Origin of the sequence: Bradyrhizobium sp. CCBAU 21365 (assembly GCF_015291305.1) — a bacterium.
GTDB classification, from domain to species: Bacteria; Pseudomonadota; Alphaproteobacteria; order Rhizobiales; family Xanthobacteraceae; genus Bradyrhizobium; species Bradyrhizobium elkanii.
The window spans coordinates 7277584-7292993 of the sequence record NZ_CP030036.1 but is presented as its reverse complement, the minus strand read 5'-3'; the positions used below and the strand labels follow the sequence as shown (position 1 = coordinate 7292993).

Here is a 15410-nt window from a genome sequence, read left to right as displayed (position 1 = left end):
ATGACAAATATCATATTGACAGTTCTAAAATAGAACTTAAGGTCCCGACACGATCAACGCGACGGCTGATGGCCGCCGGCAATCGAAGGGAAGGGCGTTCCATGGCTGCTCCGCTCAAGGTCGAATTCCATTTCGATTTTGGAAGTCCGAACGCCTACCTGGCGGAGCTGGCGCTGCCCGGCATCGAGAAGCGCACCGGCGTGAAATTCGACTACATCCCGGTGCTGCTCGGCGGCGTCTACAAGGCGACCGGCAACATGTCGCCCGGCGAGTCGCTGCGCGGCATCAAGAACAAGCCCGAATACAACGCGCTCGAGACCGAGCGCTTCCTGCGCCGCCACAACATCACGACGTTCAGGACCAACCCGTTCTTTCCGGTCAACACGCTGATGCTGATGCGCGGCGTCGTCGCTGCCGATTTCGAAGGGCTGTTCGAGCCGTACTTTCGCGCCGCCTATCACCACATGTGGTCCGAGCCCAAGAAGATGGACGATCCGCAGGTGTTCCGCGAAGCGTTCCTGTCCTCCGGCCTCGATATCGACCGCATCATCGCCCGCGCCCAGCAGGACGAGGTGAAGAAGAAGCTGATCGACAACACCAGCAACGCGGTGGCGCGCGGCTCGTTCGGCTCGCCGACCTTCTTTGTCGGCGACGAGATCTTCTTCGGCAAGGACAAGCTGCGCGAGGTCGAGGACGAGATCGTCGCGCAGCTGGCCGCGGGGCGGCGCAAGACCGCCTGAGCGGGAAAATTCCTCAAGACAACAAATCAGGCCCAAAGGGCTGCCACAGGGAGGTTTCAGTGCAGGCGTCGACCCAGTTTGAAGGAAGTGTGGAAGGCTTGCCGAACCGCATCCACGAGGTGATCGATCACCACGTCGGGGCGGCGCCGGATCATCCGGCGCTGATCGACGACAAGACGCGGCTGACCTACCGCGAGCTCGATCGAACGGTCGGACGCGTTGCCGAGGCGCTGCGGGCACTCGGCATCCGCGCCGGCGACCGCATGATGATCGTGAGCGAGAATTCGATTCCGCTGGCCTGCCTGCTGCTGGCGGCGAGCCGGCTCGATGTCTGGTCCATCGTGGTCAATCCGCGGCTGTCGCCGCGTGAATTGGAACAGATCAGGGATCACAGCGGCGCCCGCCGCGTGCTGCTGACCGCCGAGGTCTCGCAGGAGGCGGCCACGCATGCCGCGCGTTACGAGGCGACCGTGCAGGATGTCGGCCCGCTCCGCGGCATCGCCGTCACCGGCCTGAACCTGGCAACCGTGGCGGAGCCGGTCGAGGCCGACGGCGCCAGCCAGGTTGCGGTCCTCATCTACACCTCCGGCACCACGGGCACGCCGAAGGGCGTGATGCTGACCCATCGCAATCTGTTGTTCAGCGCCCGGGCGACGGCAAGCTTCCGCAAGATGGCGGCCGATGACGTACAGTATTGCGTGCTGCCGATCTCGCATATCGTCGGCATCTCGTTGCTGACGATGACCCTGATGATCGGCGCCACCGTGCGCCTGGTGGCGAAATACGATCCGGCCGCGCTGGTCAAGGCGATGACTGAAGAGGGCATCACGATCCTGAACGGCGTGCCCGCGACCTATCAGCGTCTGCTCGAATACCGGCGCAATGCCGGCCTGCCGAAGCTCGATCGCGGCCGGTTGCGGGTAATCTCGGTGGCCGGCGCGCCGCTCGACCTCGACCTCAAATCGCGGGTCGAGCAGGAGCTCGGGCTGCCGCTGCTCAACGGCTATGGCATCACCGAATGCTCGCCGGGCATCTCCGGCGTCCGGCCCGACAACCCGCGCGCGGATCATGCGGTCGGCACCGTCATGCCGGGCCTCGAGGCAAAACTGGTCGGCCGTGACCTCAAGCCGGTTGGGGCAGGGGAAGTCGGCGAGCTGCACGTTCGCGGTCCGAACGTGATGCGCGGCTATTACCGCGCGCCCGATTTGACGGCGAAGGCGATCGATCCCGACGGCTGGTTCAACACCGGGGATCTGGCCCGCTTCGAGAATGATGCGCTCTACATTGTCGGGCGAACCAAGGAGATGATCATCCGCTCCGGGTTCAACGTCTATCCGGCCGAGATCGAGGCGGTGCTGAGCACGCACGACGCCGTGGTGCAGTGCGCCGTGGTCGGCCGGCCGGTCGAGGGCAATGAGGAGGTGGTCGCCTTTGTGCAGCTGATCAAGGGCTCGACCGCCACCGTACAGGACCTGATGGCGCATATTGCCCCGCAACTCACCTCGTACAAGCGTCCGTCGGAGATTATCCTGATGGACGCGCTGCCCGCGACATCGACGGGCAAGCTGCTGAAGCACAAGCTGGCGGAATCGCTGCGCGGCTGAGGCTGAGCCGTCGCCGCAAGCCAGTCCACTCAAACAAGACCGGAGAACACCATGCAGAAGAGAAACAGGACGGTGGCCGTCATTGGTGCCGGTGATTTCATCGGCGGCGAGATCGCCAAGAAGTTCGCCTCCGAAGGCTTTACGATCTTCGCCGGCCGCCGCAACGGCGACAAGCTGGCGCCGCTGGTCAAGGAGATCGAGGCGGCAGGCGGCGAGATTCACGCGCGCTCGCTCGATGCGCGCAAGGAGGAGGAGATCACGGCCTTCCTCAACGATGCCGACAAGCATGCGCCGCTCGAGGTCTGCATCTTCAATATCGGCGCCAACGTCAATTTCCCGATCCTGGAGACCACCGAGCGCGTGTTCCGCAAGGTCTGGGAGATGGCCTGCTACTCCGGCTTCCTCGCCGGACGCGAGGCGGCGCGGCTGATGATGCCGCGCGGCGAGGGCAACATCTTCTTCACCGGCGCCACCGCCTCGCTCCGCGGCGGCAGCGGCTATGCCGCGTTTGCCAGCGCCAAGTTCGGCCTGCGCGCCGTGGCGCAAGCGATGGCCCGCGAGCTCGGCCCGAAGAACATCCATGTCGCGCATCTGATCATCGATTCCGGTGTCGACACCGAATGGGTGCGGCAGCGCCGTATCGAGGCGCTCGGCCCGAACGCGCTCGACAATCCCGATCTCTTGATGCCGCCGGCATCGGTCGCGGGTGCCTATTGGCAGCTCTATCAGCAGCCGAAGAGCGCCTGGACCTTCGAGTTGGAAATCCGGCCTTTCGGCGAGAAGTGGTAGGGAGCACGGCAGATGGAGCTCGCGCTATCCCCTGAAGATGCGGCGTTCCGCGACGAGGTTCGTGCCTTCATCAAGGACAATTATCCGGCGGAGATGCGCGTCGCCAATCCGGAGACCGATCTCTCCAAGGAACAGATGCTGCTGTGGCATCGGATCCTGCACAAGAAAGGCTGGATCGCGCCGCTCTGGCCCAAGGAATATGGCGGGCCAGGCTGGTCGATCACCCGCCGCTTCATCTTCGAGCAGGAAACGACGCGCGCCGGCACGATGCCGCCGCTGGCGTTCAGCGTCACCATGGTCGGCCCGGTCATCTACACCTTCGGCAACGACGCGCAGAAAAGGAAATTCCTGCCGCGCATCCTGTCCGGCGAGGACTGGTGGTGCCAGGGCTATTCGGAGCCGGGCTCCGGCTCCGACCTCGCCACCGTGCGCACCAAGGCGGTGCTCGACCGCGATCATTACATCGTCAACGGCCACAAGACCTGGACCACGCTGGCGCAGCACGCCGACTGGATCTTCTGCCTGGTTCGTACCGATCCTGCAGCCAAGCCGCAGTCCGGCATCTCGTTTCTCCTGATCGACATGAAGTCGCCGGGCGTCACCGTGCGCCCGATCATCACGATCGACGGTTCGCACGAGGTCAACGACGTCTTCCTGGAGAACGTGCGTGTCCCCGCCGAGAACCTGATCGGCGAGGAAAACAAGGGCTGGACCTACGCCAAATTCCTGCTCGGCAATGAGCGCACCAGCATGGCCGGCATCGGCCGCTCGACACGCTATCTCGAACGGTTGAAGAGGATCGTCAAAGCGGAGATTCCGGAAGACGATCCGGCGCATCTGGAGTTCATCAGGGATATCGCCCGCGTCGAGCTCGACGTGCTGGCGCTGGAGGCGACCGAGCTTCGTGTCGTCGCCCAGATGGCGCGTGGCATCGACCCGGGACCGGCGGCCTCGCTGTTCAAGATCCGCGGCACCGAAATCTTCCAGGATATCACCGAGCTGACGCATCGGGCGATCGGCAATTACGGGCTTGCGATCCGCGAGCATCCGGTCAGCGCCAACCACTTCATGCCGGGCCCCGACTACGGCCACACCGCGTCTGAGAAATATCTGAACTCGCGCAAGCTCTCGATCTACGGCGGGTCGAACGAGATCCAGCGCAACATCATCGCCAAGGCAGTGCTTGGGCTCTAGCAACCGCGCGAGAGGATCGGATGGATATCCAGTTCACGGAAGAGCAGGAATTGTTGCGGTCCAGCGTCCAGCGGCTGCTGCGCGACCAGTATGATTTCGACGCCCGCCGCAAGATCGTCGCGAGCGAGGAGGGCTTTGGCCGCAGGCATTGGGCCGAGTTCGCCGAGCTTGGCCTGCTCGCCGCGCCGTTCTCGGAAGCGGTCGGGGGGCTCGGCGGCGGGCCGCTGTCGACCATGATCATCATGCAGGAGTTCGGCCGGCACCTTGTCGTGGAGCCGTTCGTCGAGACGGTCGTCGTGGCGGGTGGCTTGATCGAGCAGGCAGGTTCCGACGCGCAGAGGCAGGCGTTCATTGCCGACATCATCGCAGGCACGAGACTCTGGGCGCTGGCCTGGACCGAGAAGGGCTCGCGCTTCGATCTCGCGACCGTCACCACCACGGCGCGCCGGGACGGCGACGGTTATGTCCTCACCGGCGAGAAGACGGCGGTGCTCGCGGCGCCGTGGGCGGATTACCTGATCGTCTCCGCGCGCACCTCGGGCCATCGCCATGATCGTGGCGGGGTCAGCCTGTTCGTGGTCGATCGCCGCGCGGCCAATCTCGACCTGCAGAGCTTCAAGACGATCGATGGCCGCCGGGCGGCCGAGATCAGCCTGCGCGGCGTGCGCGCGGAATTGCTCGGCAAGGAGGGCGAGGGCGTCGCCGCGCTGGAGGCCTGCCGCAACCGCGCCATCGGCGCGCTCTGCGCCGAGGCGGTCGGCGCGATCGGCGAACTGAACGCGGCGACCCTGGACTATTCCAAGACGCGAAAGCAGTTCGGCGTCACGATCGGCAGCTTCCAGGTGCTGCAGCATCGGATGGTCGACATGTTCATCGCGCATCAGGAGGCGTTGTCGCTGATGCAGCACCTCAGCCTCAGTCTCAGCGACGACGAGGCCGGCGTCTCCCGGCTCGCCTCGGGCGCCAAGTCGAAGATCGGCTATGCCGGCAAGTTCGTCGCCGACCAGGCGGTGCAGCTCCATGGCGGCATGGGCATGACCGACGAGCTCAATGTCGGCCACTACTTCAAGCGGATTTCCTCCATCAACATCCAGTTCGGCGATCCCGCCTACCACGTGCTGCGCTATGCGCAGCTCGACGCGGTCGCTTAAAGCCAGAGAGGCAAGCATGTCACAGGATGCAGTCATCGTTTCCACCGCGCGCACCGGCGTCGGCAAGGCCTATCGCGGCGCGCTCAACAACACCGACGGCCCGACCTTGGCCGGCCATGTGATGGCCGAGGCGGTGAAGCGCGCCGGCATCGCGCCCGGCGAGGTCGAGGACGTGGTGATGGGCTGCGCCATGCAGCAGGGAACCATGGTGATGAACGTCGCACGCAAGGGTGCCATCCGCGCCGGGCTGCCGGTGACGGTCGCCGGCACCACCATCGACCGGCAATGCGCCTCCGGCCTGCAGGCGATTGCGGTCGCCGCCCGCTCGGTGATGCTTGACGGCGTCGAGATCGCGATCGGCGGCGGCATCGAGTCGATCAGCCTGGTGCAGAACGAGCACATGAACAGGTTCCATGCCGTCGACGACGAGCTGATGGCGATGAAGCCCGAGATGTACATGTCGATGCTGGAGACCGCCGAGGTCGTCGCCGAGCGCTACGGGATCGGGCGCGACAAGCAGGACGAATACAGCCTTGAATGCCAGCGCCGCGTCGGCGCCGCGCTGCAGGGCGGCCGCTTCAACGACGAAATCGTGCCGATCACGACCAAAATGGCCGTGGTCAACAAGGACACCAAGGAAGTCAGCTACCAGCAGGTGACGCTGGCGAAGGATGAGGGCCCGCGGCCGGATACCACGGCGGACGGGCTCGCCAAGATCAAGCCGGTGTTCGAGGGCAAGACCATCAGCGCCGGCAACGCCAGCCAGCTCTCGGATGGCGCATCGGCCTGCGTGATCATGAGCGACAAGATCGCCGCGCAGAAGGGCTTGAAGCCGCTCGGCATATTCCGCGGCTTCGTTGCCGCCGGCGTCGAGCCGGACGAGATGGGCGTCGGCCCGGTCGCCGCGATCCCGCGGCTCCTCAAGCGGCATAACCTCAAGATCGCCGACATCGACCTCTGGGAGCTCAACGAGGCCTATGCGGTGCAGGTGATCTATTGCCGCGACAAGCTCGGCATCGATCCCGAGAAGCTGAACGTCAACGGCGGCTCGATCGCGATCGGCCATCCCTATGGCATGACCGGGGCGCGGCTCACCGGCCACCTCTTGATCGAGGGCCGGCGGCGCAAGGCGAAATACGGCGTGGTGACCATGTGCATCGGCGGCGGCATGGGCGCGGCGGGCCTGTTCGAAATCGTCCACTGAGCGGCAACGCGGGAGAGACTTGTGAAGACAGCAATCACTGAACTGTTCGGCATCCAGCATCCGATCATCCAGGGCGGCATGCATTACGTCGGCTTCGCCGAGATGGCGGCGGCGGTGTCCAACGCCGGCGGCCTTGGCATCATCACCGGCCTGACCCAGCGGACGCCGGAGTTGCTGGCCAAGGAGATCGCGCGCTGCCGCGACATGACCGACAAGCCGATCGGCGTGAATCTGACCTTCCTGCCGAGCTTCACCGCGCCGCCCTATCCGGAATATATCGCTGTTATCCGCGAGGGCGGCGTCAAGGCGGTGGAGACCGCGGGCCGCAGCCCGGAGCAGTACATGCCGGCGCTGAAGGCGGCCGGCATCAAGGTGATCCACAAATGCACCTCGGTGCGGCATTCGCTGAAGGCCGAGAAGATCGGCTGCGACGCGGTCAGCGTCGACGGTTTCGAGTGCGGCGGCCATCCCGGCGAGGACGACATTCCGAACATGATCCTGCTGCCGCGCGCGGCGGACGAATTGAAGATCCCGTTCGTCGCCTCCGGCGGCATGGCGGATGCGCGCAGCCTCGTCGCCGCGCTGTCGATGGGCGCGGCTGGCATGAACATGGGCACCCGCTTCATCGCGACCAAGGAAGCGCCGGTTCATCCCAATGTGAAGCAGGCGCTGCTCGACGCCGACGAGCTCGATACGCGCCTGGTGATGCGCGCGCTGCGCAACACCGAGCGGGTGCTGAAGAACAAGGGCGTCGATGAGCTGCTCGAGATCGAGCGCGAGAAGGGCGCCAGGCTGAAGATCGAGGATATCCACGAGCAGGTCGCCGGCGTCTATCCGAAGGTGATGATCGACGGCGAGATGGATGCCGGTGCCTGGAGCTGCGGCATGGTGGTCGGCCTGATCAATGACATCCCGACCGTCAAGGAGCTGATCGACCGCATCATGACCGAGGCCGAAGCGATCATCCGGCAGCGGTTGACCGGCTTCCTCGACGGCAAGTTCGAAACCACGCCGGCCCGCGCGGTCGCCTGACGGGAGAGTGCGATGACCGAGCATGTCAAGGTTGAGATCGCCGCCGGCGTGATGACGCTGACGCTGCAGCGGCCGGAAAAGAAGAACGCGCTGACCGGCGCGATGTACAATGTCATGTCCGCGGCGCTCAAGCAGGTGGAGGCGGATGCCTCCGTCCGGGTGATCCTGTTCCAGGGCGACGGCGACAGCTTCACCGCGGGCAATGATCTGGCTGACTTCGCAAGCCAGGCGCGCGGTGAAAGCGCTGTCGACAGTCCGGCCCACACTTTCATCGAAACCATCAGCAAGGTCGGCAAGCCGATCGTCGCGGCGGTGCAGGGCAATGCGGTCGGCGTCGGCACCACCATGCTGCTGCATTGCGACCTGGTCTATCTCGCCGAGAACGCGCGGCTGATCACGCCATTCGTCAACCTCGCGCTGGTGCCGGAGGCGGCGTCGAGCTGGCTGCTTCCCTTAAGGATCGGGCATGCGCGCGCCTATGCGATGTTCGCGCTCGGCGAGCCGATGGACGCGCAGGGCGCGCTGGCATCGGGCCTCGCCAATGCCGTGGTGCCGCAGCCCGATCTGCGCAAGAGGGCGCATGACGCGGCGATTGCGCTGACCAGGCGGCCGGCTGGGTCGCTCGGCATGACCAAGAAGCTGATGCGCGAGCAGCAGAAGATCGCGGCGCAGATCGCCGAGGAAGGCGTGCTGTTCAAGGAAAGGTTGACGACGCCGGAGGCGCGCGAGGCCTTCGCCGCCTTCGCCGAACGGCGTCAGCCCGATTTCACCAAGCTGTCGGCCTGACCCCGGGAATTCACGGACACATCGAGGGAGTGAAAGCATGCGCGTCACCGGCAGCCATCAATACCCGACCATGGAATCCGTGATCTACGGCAGGCCGGCGGCCGAAGCGCTGCGCGAGGAGGCCGAGCGGCTGGACGCCAGGCGCGTCTATCTGATCGCCAGCCGGACGTTGAACACCACGACCGACGAGATCGAGAAAATCCGTCAAGCGCTCGGCGACCGCCATGCCGCGACCTTCGACGGCGTGCCGCAGCACACGACGCGCGACGTGGTGACGCAGATCGCGCGGCAAGCCGGCGAGGCCAGGGCAGACCTTGTCGTCGCGATCGGCGGTGGCTCGGTGGTCGATGCGGCGAAGATCGTGCTGATGTGCATGGAGCACGAGATCTTCGAGCCTGATGGCCTCGACGGCTTCGAGACCACGCCGGACCGCCGCTTCGGGCCATTCCGCACGCCGAAAGTGCGCATGATCGCGATCCCCAGCACGCTCTCGGGCGGCGAATACAATTCCGGCGCGCTGGTCACCGACACCAGCCGCAAGCTGAAGCAGATCTTCAATCATCCGATGATGATGCCGCGCAGCATCATCCTCGATCCCGCGATCACGAAATATACGCCCGAGAAGCTCTGGCTCGGTTCCGGCACGCGGGCGATGGATCACGGCATCGAGGCGATCTGCTCCAGCCGCCCCAATGTGCTGGTCGATGCGGTGTGCCAGCAGGGGCTGCGCTATCTGCATGACGGCCTGCTGCGCACCAAAGCTAAACCCGACGACGAGGCGGCGCGGCTGAGCTGCCAGCTCGGCTCCTGGCTGTCGGCGTTCGGATTGCAGTCGCGGGTGCCGATGGGCGCCAGTCACGCCATCGGCCATGTGCTCGGCGGCACCTGCGACGTGCCGCATTATTTCTGCACGGCGGTGATGATGCCGAGCGTGCTCCGCTACAACCGCCCGGCGACGGAAGCCGCCCAGCAATCGATCGCCGCCGCGCTCGGCGCGCCGGGGCGCGATGCCGGCGAAGCCTTCGCGGCGTTCATCGCGGAACTCGGCCTGCCGCGGCGGCTTGCCGATGTCGGCGTCGGCGAAGATCGGTTTGAGCTGATCGGCCAGAACGCCATGCTGTCGATCTTCACGCGCGCCAACCCGCAGCCGATCCGCGAACCCGACGACGTCGTCAGGATCCTGAAGCTGGCCGCCTGAGGCATTAGCACCGGAGCAGTCCACCATGGCCGCCTTGCGCATCTTCTCCTATCTGCCGAACCCGCGGGTCTGGAAGGCAACCATCGCGGCGCGGTTCTGCGGTGTGGATGTCGAGGTCCGGGGCGCCTCCGGCAAGGAGCTGCGCGACTGGTTGTGGGACTATGATGCCCGCCCGCTGGCGGAGCATGAGCGCGCCTCGCTGTCGTCGCTGGCACGAACCGGGCGGGTCGGACTGACCGGCGCGCAGCTGTTCAAGACCGATGCGTTCATGGCGGCACAGCCGTTCGGCAATGTGCCGGCGGCATTCGGCGCCGACGGCGAGGTCGGAATCTTCGAATCGAACAGCATCATGCGCGCGGTGGCGCGGCTCGGCGAGGCAGCGTTCCCGCTCTACGGACGCGACGCCTACGAGGCGTCTAGGATCGACAGTTTTCTCGATGTCAGCCTGGTGTTTGCGCGGGACTCGCAAATCTATCTGCTGGCGCTGTCGGGCGGCACCGTCGATGCGGCCATTCATGCGCGTGCAAAGGATGCGTTCGCGATCTATGCGTCCGGCATTGAGCAGGCGCTGTCGCTACGGCGGGAGGCGCTGGTCGGGAGCGGCATCTCGATTGCCGACATCTGCTTTGCCGCCGAACTCGCGTTGTTCATGAACGAACACGCGCGGACCGAGCAGCTGCAAAAGCAAGGATTGGCGAAAATCCTGCACCCGGGTGTGCAGGACGAGTATCCGCTGATGTTTGCCCACTTTGACCGGCTGATCGCGCACGAGCATGTCAGGCCGGACCTCAAGCCTTATGTCGAGAAGTTGCTGTCGAAGGCGGCCGCCTGACCATGAAGGCCATGGGCCGCAAAGCGGAGGGTTGATCGCATGACCGCACCCGTCTGCCTGATATCCGGGGTTGGTCCCGGCACGGGCTCGGCGCTCGCCAGGAGATTCACCGAGGGCGGCTATCGCGTCGCCCTGCTCGCCAGGAACGAGGCGCGTCTTGCCGCGCTCGAGCAGCAGTTGCCGGGCGCAAAGGCCTATCGATGCGATGTGTCCGATCCCGCGCAAGTCGAGGCGGTGGCCTCCGCCGTGGAGCGCGATCTCGGCGATCCCACCGTGGTCATTCATAACGCCGTCGGCGGGGCGTTCGGCACCTTCCGCGAGATCGATCCGGAGATTCTCAATCGCAACTTCCAGGTCAACACGATGGGACTGTTGTACCTGGCAAGGCGATTTGCCCCGGCGATGATTGGCGCCAGCAAGGGCGCCATCGTTGCGACCGGCAACACCTCGGCGTTGCGCGGCAAGGCCGGCTTCGCGGGGTTCGCGCCGACCAAGGCAGCGCAGCGGATCCTCGCCGAGGCGATGGCGCGCGATCTGGCGCCGCAAGGGGTTCATGTCGCCTACCTCGTGATCGATGCCGTGATCGATCTGGAGTGGACGCGCAAGCGCTGGCCGGATCGGCCGGATGACTTCTTCATCAAGCCGAAAGCGATCGCGGACGAGGTCTGGCACGTCGCCCATCAGGATCGCAGCGCGTGGTCGTTCAACGTCGAGATCAGGCCGTTCGGCGAAGCCTGGTAGCGCCGCGCGCCGGTCGCAAGAGTTGGTCAATTCATAAAAGCTCAGGAGGAATTTCATGCTGTTGAAGACGTTTGCCGTGTCCGTTGCGATGCTCGCGGCGCTTGCCGTGGCTCCAGTCCGCGCCGAAACGCCGGGGGTGTCGGAGTCGGAAATCAAGGTCGGGGCGACGTTCCCGTTCAGCGGGCCGGCGTCGCCGCTCAGCAACACCGGCAAGGGCCTCATCGCCTACGTCCATTCCGTCAATGACCGCGGCGGCGTCAACGGCCGCAAGATCAACCTCATCACCTATGACGATGCCTACACGCCGCCCAAGGCCGTGGAGCAGACCCGCAAGCTGATCGAGAGCGACGAGGTGGCGTTCCTGTTCAGCCCGCTCGGCACGCCCGGCATCGGCGCGACCATCAAATACGTCACTGCGAAGAAGGTGCCGCATCTGTTCGTCGTCAGCGGCGCGACCAAGTTTGCGAACTTCACCGAGTTTCCGCTGACCACCACGGGGCTGCCGAGCTACAACACCGAAGGAAAGATCTACGCAAAATACATCACGCAGACGGCGCCCGATGCGAAGATCGCGATCCTCTACCAGAACGACGATCTCGGCCGCGATTTCGTGGCCGCGTTCAAGGAGGTGCTGAAGGCCGATTTCGACAAGAAGGTGGTGACGTCGCCCTATGAGGTCACCGAGCCGACCATTGAATCCCGCGTGGTGACGTTGAAGGCGTCGGGCGCGCAGGCGTTCCTGATCGCCGGCACGCCGAAATTCGCGGCCCAGGCGATCAAGAAGGCGAACGAGACCGGCTGGTCGCCGCTGACCATCGTCAACTACGTGTCGAGCTCGGTTTCCGCGACCATCGTGCCGGCGGGAGCCGACAAGGCGGTGGGCGTTGTCGTGGCGACCATCACCAAGGATCCGAACGACAGGAAGTGGGCCGACGATTCCGGCATGAAATGGTATCGCGCCCATTTCGAGAAATATCTTCCCGGCGCGGACATCGGCGACAACAATTATCTGTTCGGCACCCAGCAGGGTCAGATCCTGGAACAGGTGCTGAAGCAGTGCGGCGACGATCTGTCGCGCGAGAACATCGTGAAGCAGGCGCGCAACATCAGGGGGCTCGTGCTGCCGACCCTGATGCCGGGCATCACCATCAACACAGGTCCGGACAACAGCATGGCCTATACGCAGCTGCAGCTGCAACGCTGGACCGGAAGCTCGTGGGAGCAGTTCGGCGGCGTGCTGAGCGCCGACCCGAACTGAACCGGGCCGGCCGAGGCGCTAGTGGAGCCGACGTGCGATCGGCTTCGCCAGCGTGCCTTGCCACTCCCGCTGCAATGACTGGTCGCTTGACCGCAGGCTGTTCAGCAAGGCCGCGGTCTTCGGCTGGACCCGCGAGCCGTCGATCACCTCGAGCTGGCCGCAGCGGTTGAGCGTGTGCAGCTTGCGTCCGGTCCACAGCGGCCCGGGTTTGAGCAGATAGCGCACGGCCTGCCGGTAGGTCGTCGGCGACAGTTCGAGCACTTCCGCAAGTCCGAGCGCCGCGCCGTATCCGTTGGTGCAGTCCTGCACCGGCCGCCACAGCTTGCCATTGATGGTCACGAAATTGCCGGCCGGCCGCGTCGTCGCGCGATCCATCAGGATCGGATTGCTTGCATGCGGCCGCCAGGGGCCGAACAACTGCTCGGCGTAATAGATCGCCAGCGTGTCGGAATATCCGCCGGTGCCGTCGCGCCAGGCTCCGAACATGTAGTAGAGGCCGTCATGCCGCGTGATGGTCGCGTCGGCGAGTTCGAGCCCGGCCAGCAGCGTGCCTTGCCGTTCCCACTTGTCGGGAAAGCGGACGCATTTGTAGATCGGGACATCCCGATGCGCGGTGCTTTCCGGGATCATCCACAGTTCGCCGCTGTTCTCGATCAGGAACGGGTAGGACAGGTGCCAGGGCTCTTCGAGCACAGGCAGCACGGTGCCGACCGGTCCGTTGCCGTCGAATTCGATCGCGGAGATGATGCCCTTGCCGGTGCGGTGGTCGAGGTCCTCGAAGAACACGCAGGTCCTGCCCTGCCATTTCACCGGGACGGGATCGGCATAGAAGTGATTGCCGGGATCGCCGAGCACGTTCCAGGCAGGTCCCGACAGGTCGCCGGTCCGCCAGACATCCGCGTTGTCGGCGTAGCGCCAACCGACATGCCAATGCGGCGCGTAGCAGCAGAGACGGTAGATTTCCTTCGCGATCGAGGTCGCGACGCCGCGCAGGACAAAGGGCACGGGATTTTGCGGCGCGCTGCCGGCCGCCGGCACAGCCAGTTGCGGGACCAGCCGCGGAGCGCCCGACAGGATCGGCGGCAGCATGGACAAGGTGCGCGCCATCACCGTTTCGAGCCCGCCGCTCAGGCCGGCGGCGATTTCCGCTGAGGGATGGCCGCGGTCCATCACCGTGCCGCCGAGCTCGTTGACGATTTCAATCACCGGCAGGTCGCCGGCGAGAATGGCGGCCAGTGCGGCGACTTCTCCGACCTGCCCGTTGAAGCGTGGACGGAGATAGAGCCTAGGGGAGCAGTTCGGGTCCCGCTCGGCCGTGGTGAAGTCGACCACCACATCGGGGTTGCCCATGCGCGGCCGTTCCGCAATCGTCTTCAGCCTGTCGGCCTCGCCCGCCTTGCCCTTGCGCAGCACGATGCGTTCGAGTTCGAACAGCATGTCGAGGCCGGCGAGCCTCGGCCCCGGCGTCGTAGTCCAGGCGATTTGAACGGGAATATCCTGATCGCTGACGCGCAGCGTCTCGCGACGCATCCAGAGCCGCGCCTGCGCACGATCGCAGCGAAACTCGATAATCATGTCCAGCCCAATTTCCTAGTGCGCGTCCACTCCCACGGCATTGCCGAGAATGCGGACGTATTCCTCTATCATGGCATCCAACGAATAGCGCGACTTCAGACCCACGGCGCTTTGCCGCAGCTGGTCGCTCAACGAACGATCGGTCAGGACTTTCGACACGGCGGCCGAAAACTCGGCCTCGTCAGAAGCGTCGACGAAAACCGCCGCCGGCTGCCCTTGGTAGGACAGTACTTCGCGCAGCACGGGAAGATCGTTGACGACGCAGGGAATGCCGGCGCTCGCGGCTTCCACCGCGGCAAGGCCGAAAGTTTCGGCCTGCGTCGGGAAGACGAAGACGTCGAGGCAGGCCAGGAAATCGGCCATCTGGCGCGGCGGAATCTCGCCGATGAAGTGCAGCCGGTCCGCGACTTTCAGCTCTTTTGCCAGGGCTCGCAGCCGTTCCTCATCCGCGCCTTGTCCGGCGAGGGCAAGATGCCAGGATTGATCGGCGGCCAGCAGGCGAATTGCCGCATCGAGCCGCTTGTGCGGATGCAGCCTTGCCGCGCAGCCGAGCAGCGTGCGATCCGGCGGCAGCTTGAGCTGCTGCCGCGCGACGTCCTTCGGCAGGCTGTGCGACTTGTCGTCGAAGCCATGCGGGACGTGCGTCATGCGCGAGCGATAGGGCGCGGGATAGCGCGCGTATTCCCGTTCCATGTCGCGCGAATTCAGCGTGATGCACTGGAAGAAGCCGGTCGAGCCCATGATGATGTCGGCGGCGCGCACCGGCATGCTCATCGACATCGCCGAGGACACCTGATTGGCGATCACCGGGGCGCGGCTGACGAGGCGCGACACGCCTCCGCCGATCACATTGCCGAAGTGCTGGAAGGTCAGCACGACATCGGGCCTGATGGTCCTGAGATGGCCGGCGAGCGTCCACAGCATCCGCAGCAGCGCCAGCGGATTTCCCGGGCGGCTCGGCGCGCAATAGAATGTATTGGGCGGCTCGTCGAAGGAATCCGATTTGCGGAAGAAGAACAGGTTGGCGACGTCGTAGCCGCGCGCGGCGAGGCCCGCACCGAGCAGCCGCGATATCTCCTGCGCGCCGGCGTTCTCGGCCTGGGTCTGCACCAGGACGACACGCAGCTTTGGCTTGCTCTGGTTCGATTGATTGCGCGATGCGGTCGATGCCTCGCGCAATTCTGTGCTTGGCCTGTAATGGAGCACGGCTTCCTCACCCATCGAAGGAATGGAGTCGTCTCCCTCGATATTGCGCGCGTGCTTATCACGCGAAGCGTGCTCGTACACCGAGTAGCGCGTGTTGAGG

14 protein-coding genes are annotated in these 15410 nt (G+C 65.1%); 12 read left to right on the top strand and 2 right to left on the bottom strand.

Translation table 11 applies throughout. The features are described 5' to 3' along the window. Positions 1–101 precede the first annotated feature (101 nt). From XI02_RS34250 to XI02_RS34195, 12 genes are read left to right on the top strand one after another with little or no spacing between them, the layout of a single operon-like run. Complete coding sequence (locus XI02_RS34250; RefSeq protein ID WP_172647185.1) at positions 102–740, top strand: 2-hydroxychromene-2-carboxylate isomerase; 639 nt, start codon at positions 102–104, stop codon at positions 738–740. 59 nt (positions 741–799) lie between these two features. Beyond that, positions 800–2344 carry a class I adenylate-forming enzyme family protein gene (locus XI02_RS34245; RefSeq protein ID WP_244981045.1) on the top strand — a complete coding sequence of 515 codons (1545 nt, stop codon included), beginning with the start codon at positions 800–802 and terminating at the stop codon, positions 2342–2344. 51 nt (positions 2345–2395) lie between these two features. Continuing rightward, positions 2396–3133 carry an SDR family oxidoreductase gene (locus tag XI02_RS34240; protein WP_016845326.1) on the top strand — a complete coding sequence of 246 codons (738 nt, stop codon included), beginning with the start codon at positions 2396–2398 and terminating at the stop codon, positions 3131–3133. Between the two features lie 12 nt (positions 3134–3145). Next, the gene (locus XI02_RS34235; RefSeq protein WP_172647186.1) at positions 3146–4327 is read left to right on the top strand and encodes an acyl-CoA dehydrogenase family protein; all 1182 of its coding nucleotides are present in this window, start codon (positions 3146–3148) and stop codon (positions 4325–4327) included. Between the two features lie 20 nt (positions 4328–4347). Beyond that, on the top strand, positions 4348–5478 hold the full coding sequence (locus XI02_RS34230; protein WP_172647187.1) for an acyl-CoA dehydrogenase family protein: 1131 nt from the start codon (positions 4348–4350) through the stop codon (positions 5476–5478). A 16-nt stretch (positions 5479–5494) separates the two neighbouring features. Continuing rightward, on the top strand, positions 5495–6682 hold the full coding sequence (locus XI02_RS34225; protein ID WP_016845329.1) for an acetyl-CoA C-acyltransferase: 1188 nt from the start codon (positions 5495–5497) through the stop codon (positions 6680–6682). Between the two features lie 21 nt (positions 6683–6703). Continuing rightward, a complete protein-coding gene (locus XI02_RS34220) occupies positions 6704–7714 on the top strand; it encodes a nitronate monooxygenase family protein (RefSeq protein WP_069279527.1) in 1011 nt (336 codons plus the stop codon). Between the two features lie 12 nt (positions 7715–7726). Then, positions 7727–8500 carry an enoyl-CoA hydratase-related protein gene (locus XI02_RS34215; protein WP_172647188.1) on the top strand — a complete coding sequence of 258 codons (774 nt, stop codon included), beginning with the start codon at positions 7727–7729 and terminating at the stop codon, positions 8498–8500. A 37-nt stretch (positions 8501–8537) separates the two neighbouring features. Beyond that, positions 8538–9698 carry an iron-containing alcohol dehydrogenase gene (locus XI02_RS34210; protein WP_172647189.1) on the top strand — a complete coding sequence of 387 codons (1161 nt, stop codon included), beginning with the start codon at positions 8538–8540 and terminating at the stop codon, positions 9696–9698. A gap of 25 nt (positions 9699–9723) precedes the next feature. Continuing rightward, complete coding sequence (locus tag XI02_RS34205) at positions 9724–10530, top strand: glutathione S-transferase (protein ID WP_172647190.1); 807 nt, start codon at positions 9724–9726, stop codon at positions 10528–10530. Positions 10531–10569: 39 nt separating this feature from the next. Further along, the gene (locus XI02_RS34200; protein ID WP_172647191.1) at positions 10570–11271 is read left to right on the top strand and encodes an SDR family NAD(P)-dependent oxidoreductase; all 702 of its coding nucleotides are present in this window, start codon (positions 10570–10572) and stop codon (positions 11269–11271) included. A 55-nt stretch (positions 11272–11326) separates the two neighbouring features. Continuing rightward, complete coding sequence (locus XI02_RS34195) at positions 11327–12529, top strand: ABC transporter substrate-binding protein (RefSeq protein ID WP_172647192.1); 1203 nt, start codon at positions 11327–11329, stop codon at positions 12527–12529. Between the two features lie 18 nt (positions 12530–12547). Here XI02_RS34195 and XI02_RS34190 read toward each other — a convergent pair whose 3' ends face one another. After that, entirely contained in the window at positions 12548–14104 is a 1557-nt protein-coding gene (locus XI02_RS34190; RefSeq protein ID WP_172647193.1) for a hypothetical protein, read from the bottom strand. A gap of 15 nt (positions 14105–14119) precedes the next feature. Next, entirely contained in the window at positions 14120–15310 is a 1191-nt protein-coding gene (locus tag XI02_RS34185) for a glycosyltransferase family 4 protein (RefSeq protein WP_172649097.1), read from the bottom strand. Between the last annotated feature and the right edge of the window lie 100 nt (positions 15311–15410).